The sequence below is a fragment of the Faecalibacterium sp. DFI.5.82 genome (genome assembly GCF_029076575.1).
GTDB lineage: Bacteria > Bacillota > Clostridia > Oscillospirales > Ruminococcaceae > Faecalibacterium > Faecalibacterium duncaniae.
Genome location: NZ_JARFIS010000992.1, coordinates 1 through 293 on the forward strand (window position 1 = coordinate 1; position 293 = coordinate 293).

Sequence of the window (293 nt, forward strand, 5' to 3'; positions counted from 1 at the left end):
CAATGAGGCCGGGCAGGCCGTCTACTTCAACCGGGTTATGAAGAACGGGCGGGAGCACTTTGTGGTGAAAGCTCTGGATGGTCAGCATCTTATGGGGCGTGACCGCCAGAAGCATAGTTCTCGGACGTTCACCGAGCTGCACCAGGCGGAGGCGTTTCTCCGGCGGGCGGGGTATCGGTGCAAGGGCTGAAATATTCGGGTTGTCCCTGGGGGTTAGACCTCCGGGGACTTTTCTTTTGTCCTCTACTTTTTTCCAATGGAAAAAACTTTATTTGTGCGGCGTTTTGGTGTTT

1 protein-coding gene is annotated in these 293 nt (G+C 54.6%); it reads left to right on the plus strand.

The annotated features are described in order from the left end of the window. Positions 1 to 190, plus strand: a 190-nt coding sequence (locus P0G09_RS19835) for a hypothetical protein (RefSeq protein WP_275253532.1), incomplete at its 5' end; no start/stop codon positions are given. Between the last annotated feature and the right edge of the window lie 103 nt (positions 191 to 293).